This window comes from Nocardioides abyssi (genome assembly GCF_030412915.1).
GTDB lineage: Bacteria > Actinomycetota > Actinomycetes > Propionibacteriales > Nocardioidaceae > Nocardioides > Nocardioides abyssi.
Map to the genome: position 1 here is coordinate 1 of NZ_JAUHJR010000122.1, position 282 is coordinate 282.

Sequence of the window (282 nt, forward strand, 5' to 3'; positions counted from 1 at the left end):
CACCCACGGCTCCCAGGTCGAGGAGGACGCCGCGCTCTCGTGCGTGCGCCGCGCCCTCGACGAGGGCATCACGACCTTCGACACCGCCGACGTCTACGCGAACACCGCGGCCGAGACGGTGCTGGGCAAGGCGCTGGCCGGCGAGCGGCGCGAAGGACTGGAGATCTTCACGAAGGTCTACTGGCCCACCGGCCCCGGCGCGCACAACGACCACGGCCTCTCGCGCAAGCACATCATGGAGTCGATCGACGCCTCGCTGCGCCGGCTGCAGACCGACCACGT

1 protein-coding gene is annotated in these 282 nt (G+C 70.9%); it reads left to right on the forward strand.

Annotated features, from left to right (window positions below; translation table 11 throughout):
* A partial coding sequence (locus QWY29_RS20175; protein WP_300963016.1) for an aldo/keto reductase occupies window positions 1–282 on the forward strand: 282 nt, incomplete at both ends.